Here is a 5,289-nt window from a genome sequence, read left to right as displayed (position 1 = left end):
TGGCGGCACCGGCGATGGCGGCACCGGCGATGGCGGCACCGGCGATGGCGGCACCGGCGATGGCGGCACCGGCGACGGCGGCACCGGCGATGGCGGCACCGGCGATGGCGGCACCGGCGATGGCGGCACCGGCGATGGCGGCACTGGCGATGGCGGTGGTGGTGGCATTAGTTCGCGCGGCGGCGGCGACGGCGGCGAAGGCGAGGGCAGTACTTTCGGAGGCTCATCGGGAAGCGGCCGTTACTTTGGCACCCGTATCCGCTCTGCCGATGAACTGGTGGACCGTGTCTCAGGCTTCCGTGACCTGTGCGGAATCGTCGGGCCCTACCTGATCGATTGCCTGGCTGAGCGTTTTGAAGCCTTGGAAAAGGATCTGGCAGGCCTGCCAGGCCATGAACCGCTGCGTAAAATCCTGAAGGAGACGGCCCGGGATCTGCGGCAGATCGCGCGGGAAAACCGTGATCCTTCAAGACCCAGAGGCAAAGCCCGGTCCCTGAACAGCGCCGAGCGGTCGCACCGCCCGATTGTGGCCGTTGCACCTGAGCGGCAGGCCACGGCCAAGGCCCAGGCGCTGGCTGTGCTGGAGGAAGCGCAAACAAAGCTGCTGCGGTCGGCGGAAAACTCGCCCACGCGATCCATCGTGCCTTACCAGCGGATTGCAGCGGCGCTCAACTCCAGCAAGGTTCTGCTGCGCTCTGCCTGAAGCCGGGTCTTACAGCTGCCCTTCAGCCAGCCATTGATCCAGCTGGCGGCGGCTGATTTCAAAGTGCATGCTGTCCTCGCGGCGGAAGCCCGCGCCCCAGACCCAGCCCTGATCGTAAAAGAAATCGGCCATGATGGTCAGCCCCAGCTGGGTCTTGCCATCGGTGAAATTGTCCAGCTTGCCATCAATGTTCAGATCAACCGCCAGACCGTAGCTGTGGGTCGACAGCGAATTCAAGGTGCCGCGGATCCGGCGCACGCACAGCGCCCCGGCGGTGTTGATGCGGGCATAAAGGTCGGGATCCGCCTGGCGGATGTTCTCGAACACCACTTTCAGGCTCTCGATTGCCGGGCGCAGCATGCTGACCCGGATCGGACCAACCTGCTCTGTTACCAGCTTTTCCTTGAGGTCCGGGTTGGTCATCGGCTGGCAGGTATCGTTCAGATCCTCCCGCGGACGCCCCAGCTGCTCAGTCAGGTAGCGGCCGCCCGTCACCTTCAACCCCCGGTTCACGTTCAGCCGGTCGGCGATCAGCACCACCTGGGCATAGTCCAGATCCGCGCCCTCGGTCTGGTTCCAGATCGCGGCCTCTCCGGCCGCATCATCAGTGAAAGGGGTACCGGTGCCTGCCCCTCCCGCGGGCAGGCTGGAAACCTCATTCTCCAGATCGCCCATCCGGGCCTGCAGATCCTCGACCTGCTGGCGCAGCATCTCGAGTTCGATCCGCGCGGTGGAATCCACGCCGCCGGCGCCTTGGTAGTCTTCCTCGCTCAGCAGCCAGCTGAGCCCGAACCAGACCGCCGGGGCCAGCACCAGGCCAATGGCGATTATGACTGCTGGCAGAACCCGCATGTTTCCTCCTGGTTCATCTGCGCCTATTTCAATCCTTCGCCGCCCGGCAGTAAACCCCCTGATTACAACTTGCCGGAAACACCATGTTTTTTTCCGCTGCGGGCCTCTGCCTGCCATTGGCAGGCCGCAGGTGCTGGTATAAGCTGCCAGCGATGTTGAAACGGTAGGGGAGGGCGCTGAGCATGATCCGCCTGAAAGGAATTTTCGCAAGTGTTCTGGGGGCCGGCCTGATTTTCGCACCGCTGGCGCAGGCGCAATCGAACGGCGGAGAACTGTCGGTTGAGGAAATCACCGAAGCCTTCAAGAAACAGAAGACCCGCGGCCTGGTGATCGTGCCCAGCAGCACGGACCAGACCCAGGACACCGCGCAGGAAACCGCAACCGTGGCCGCCGCGGCGGAGGAATACAATCCGGTTGACCGGCAGACCCAGATCAATGTCCAGATCTCGTTTGACTTCGACAGCGCCGCGCTGCGCGCCGACCAGGCACCGAAGCTGGCCAACATGTGCGAGTCGATGAAGCTGATGGACGGCACCGTGTTCCAGATCATCGGCCATACCGACAGCTCCGGCTCCGCCGCCTACAATGAGCGCCTGTCGCTGCTGCGCGCGCAGGAAGTGCGCCGCCACCTGATCAGCTCCTGCGGCGTGCCCGAGGACATGCTCAAGGCGATCGGCATGGGCGAGACCGCACCCTTTAACCAGGACAACCCGCGTGCGGATGAAAACCGCCGCGTCGAATTCCAGGCTCTGGGCTAACCACGGCTTGGACTCGCGGCGGACTGCAGGCCAGGGAGAACTACATGCTTGAATCGCGCCCTGGCGACCTGTTCCAGCCGGGTGATCTGCTGAACAATACCTACAGGATCGAAGGCCTGCTGGGGCGTGGCGGCACCTCCGATGTCTACAAGGCACGGTCGGAAATCTCCGGCAACCTGGTGGCGCTGAAGGTGCTGAAACAGGAGCTTGCCGCCAATGAGGACTTTACCGTCCTGATGGCGCGCGAGGAGAATATCCGCGAAATCCGCCATGCTGCGGTGGTCCGCTATTCGGAAAACCACCGCACGCCGGACGGCCATATCTACCTGCTGATGGATTACGTCGAAGGCCCAGGCCTCGACAAGCGCCTGAAACAGGGGCCGATGGCGGCCGAGGATCTGCTGGTGATCTGCCGCCGTGTGGCCGAAGGGCTGCAGGCCGCGCACGCCCGCAACATCGTCCACCGCGACCTCAGCCCCGACAACATCATCCTGCGCGGCGGCGACCCGGCTGAGGCGGTGATTATCGACTTCGGTATCGCCAAGGACACCAATCCCGGCGCCCAGACCATCGTCGGCAATGAATTTGCCGGCAAGTACTCCTATGCCGCGCCGGAACAGATGAGCGGCGAGACCGACGCCCGCTCCGACATCTATTCGCTGGGCGCGCTGCTGCTGGCCAACTTCCGCGGCGAAGCGCCCAAGCTGGGCGCCAACCCGATGGAAGTGGTTGAAAACAAGCAGAAACCGCTGGACACCAGCGGCGTGCCGGAACCGCTCAAGACATTGATCGGCCGGATGTGCGCCCCGAACCCGGATGACCGCTTCCAAAGCGCGGGCGAGGTGCTGGCGTTTCTCGACAATCCCGACGGCGGCGGCCTGGCGGATGTGCTGGACGGCCCCGCAGCCGAAGATGCCACCATCATCGTGCCGCAAACCAGCCAGCCAGCACCGCCTCCCCCGCCGAAACCGGCACCGGACAAGGAGCAGCGGAAAAAGGGCGGCCGCGGCGGCCTGTGGGCGGCGCTGGCGGTCCTGCTGCTGCTCGGCGGCGGCGGCGCGGGCGCCTATTTCTCCGGCATGCTCGACAGCTTCCTGGGTTCGACATATCCGGTTGTCCGCCCCTATTCGCTGATTGCTGAAAAACCGGCCGACGGGCCGGTGCAGATCGTCGGCAACGTGCCGTCCGAAGCCACCCGCGACGCCCTGCTGGCGCTGGCGCAGGATGCGGACCTGACCCTTGCCTCCGGTGAAATCGCCGAGACCTGGGGCGCCGATGTGCTGGACACGGTGCAGCCGCTTGAGGGCCTGCGCGAATGGCGGCTGGTGGTCAGCAACAACAAGGCCCGCCTGACCGGCACAACCGACGACACCAACGTCGCGGAAATGCTGAACGAACGCTTCCGCAACGGCCTGCCCGGGGCGCTGGAAGGCAAGGCGGAAATCCGGTTCGAACTGCCGATGCTGCCGGTGGCAGAGGTCATGGCGGTGATGGAGGCCTTTGCCGATTGCGGCCCGCTGGTGCGCGACGGCAACGGCCATTATGACGGGTACTCGCCCACTGATCCGATCCTGATCAGCGGCCGGGTCGCCAGCACCGCCACCCGGCTGGAACTGTTCGACGCGCTGCGCGCGCTGGCCCATGAACGCCAGGTGGTGCTGGATGTCGAAGTGCTGAACGACTCGCTCTGCGTGGTGGAGCAGCACCTGCCCAAGGCGCCTTCCGGCGGTGCCGAGGTGGAATTTGCAGTCGGCGGCACAACCGTGGAACCCAACCCCTCGGGCCGGTTCTTTGTCGGTGAAAACCCGGTAATCGACGTGGTGCTGCCGGGAGATGTGACCGATGGCTACCTGACTGTCTCGGTCCTCGATGTCTCCGGCAATGTATTCCACCTGCTGCCCAATATCGCGCGGCCAGACAATGCAGTTGCCAGCCTGCGCGACGGTGCGGCGGGCAGCGTGCCGGTGCGGGTTGCCTATAGCCTGGAGGAGTCCTCCGACGGCGGTGGCATCGCCTTCAAGGTGGACGACAGCACCCTCGGAAAGAGCAAGGTGCTGGTGCTGCATTCCTCGGAACCGCTGTTTGACGGCATGCGCCCGACTTCGGAAAGCGCCGTGGGCTTTGCCGAAGCGCTGCAGGCCAGTTACGAGGCGGATTCCAGCCGCATCCGCTCGCTGGACAGCCGTATTCTGGTCACCGCGAAACCCTGACGGGGGGCCGGAATCCGGCACGGATTCCGGGCCGTTTTCCTTGCAGGAAAACGGTTTGTTTACATCACATCGACCACTACGGCGGTGATATTGTCCGCTCCGCCGCCATCCAGCGCGAACTGGATCAGCCGGTCACCGACGGTTTCCAAGGGTGTGCCGCCCAGCATATCCTCGAGAACCTTGAAGGTTGCGTATTTGGTGAGCCCGTCGGAGCAGATCAGGAAGCGGTCACCCGGCTCCGTATCGCCGCGGACCTTGTCGATCTCCAGGTCCTCCCCCACCCCGACGGCGCGGGTGATTGCATTGGATTGCGGATGCTGGTCGGCCTCATCCCAGGTCATCTTGCCCGCCAGCACATATTCCGCCACCGCAGAATGATCCTCGGTCAGCATCTCGATCTGGCCGTCGCGCAGCCGGTAGATGCGGCTGTCCCCGGCCCAAAGGCCGACAAAATGCTGGTTCGCCATGATCAGCGCCGCCACGGTTGAGCCGATCGTGCCGCCGCCGCGGGAGGCAGCCTCTGCCCGGATCGCCTTATGCGCGGTCTGGATCGCATCCCGCAGCGCATGCATCCGCGCCGCCGGGTCCAGCCCTTGCGGGATTGTCGCCACCGCATCGGCAATCAGGCGGCTGGCGAAATCACCCGCAGCATGGCCGCCCATGCCATCGGCGACCAGCCAGATGTCATGCTCCGGCAGCGCCAGAACAGCATCCTCGTTGACCTTGCGCTTCAGCCCCACATGGGTCTTCGCGGTATAACGGTATT

The 5,289-nt window shown here is 64.7% G+C and carries 5 protein-coding genes; 3 read left to right on the top strand and 2 right to left on the bottom strand.

From position 1 onward, the window contains the following. On the top strand, nucleotides 1–703 hold a 703-nt coding region (locus tag ACFMBG_RS20440), incomplete at its 5' end, for a hypothetical protein (RefSeq protein WP_421056522.1). A 9-nt stretch (nucleotides 704–712) separates the two neighbouring features. Here the strand turns inward: ACFMBG_RS20440 and ACFMBG_RS20435 are convergent. Beyond that, nucleotides 713–1,555: a M15 family metallopeptidase gene (locus ACFMBG_RS20435; protein WP_421056521.1), complete on the bottom strand. Its 843-nt coding sequence runs from the start codon at nucleotides 1,553–1,555 to the stop codon at nucleotides 713–715. A 182-nt stretch (nucleotides 1,556–1,737) separates the two neighbouring features. On the opposite strand from ACFMBG_RS20435, the gene ACFMBG_RS20430 reads away from it, so the two are divergent. Together ACFMBG_RS20430 and ACFMBG_RS20425 are read left to right on the top strand one after the other, a co-directional pair. After that, nucleotides 1,738–2,313 (top strand): OmpA family protein, encoded by a 576-nt coding sequence (locus ACFMBG_RS20430; RefSeq protein WP_421056520.1) that lies wholly within the window; start codon nucleotides 1,738–1,740, stop codon nucleotides 2,311–2,313. Nucleotides 2,314–2,357: 44 nt separating this feature from the next. Then, nucleotides 2,358–4,523, top strand: coding sequence for a serine/threonine protein kinase (locus tag ACFMBG_RS20425; protein ID WP_421056519.1), 2,166 nt, complete (start codon nucleotides 2,358–2,360; stop codon nucleotides 4,521–4,523). 59 nt (nucleotides 4,524–4,582) lie between these two features. Here ACFMBG_RS20425 and ACFMBG_RS20420 read toward each other — a convergent pair. Then, nucleotides 4,583–5,289, bottom strand: a 707-nt coding sequence (locus tag ACFMBG_RS20420; RefSeq protein ID WP_421056518.1) for a PP2C family protein-serine/threonine phosphatase, incomplete at its 5' end; no start/stop codon positions are given.

Source organism: Leisingera coralii, assembly GCF_049056525.1.
Classification (GTDB): Bacteria; Pseudomonadota; Alphaproteobacteria; order Rhodobacterales; family Rhodobacteraceae; genus Leisingera; species Leisingera coralii.
Note: the sequence above shows the minus strand (reverse complement) of the source record. Positions and strands in the feature narration are given on the sequence as shown.

What these genes read in the sequence shown, in the direction of transcription:
- ACFMBG_RS20425 (WP_421056519.1), top strand. Translation starts at nt 2,358, where the DNA reads ATGCTTGAATCGCGCCCTGGCGACCTGTTCCAGCCGGGTGATCTGCTG.
- ACFMBG_RS20430 (WP_421056520.1), top strand. Translation starts at nt 1,738, where the DNA reads ATGATCCGCCTGAAAGGAATTTTCGCAAGTGTTCTGGGGGCCGGCCTG.
- ACFMBG_RS20435 (WP_421056521.1), bottom strand. Translation starts at nt 1,555, where the DNA reads ATGCGGGTTCTGCCAGCAGTCATAATCGCCATTGGCCTGGTGCTGGCC.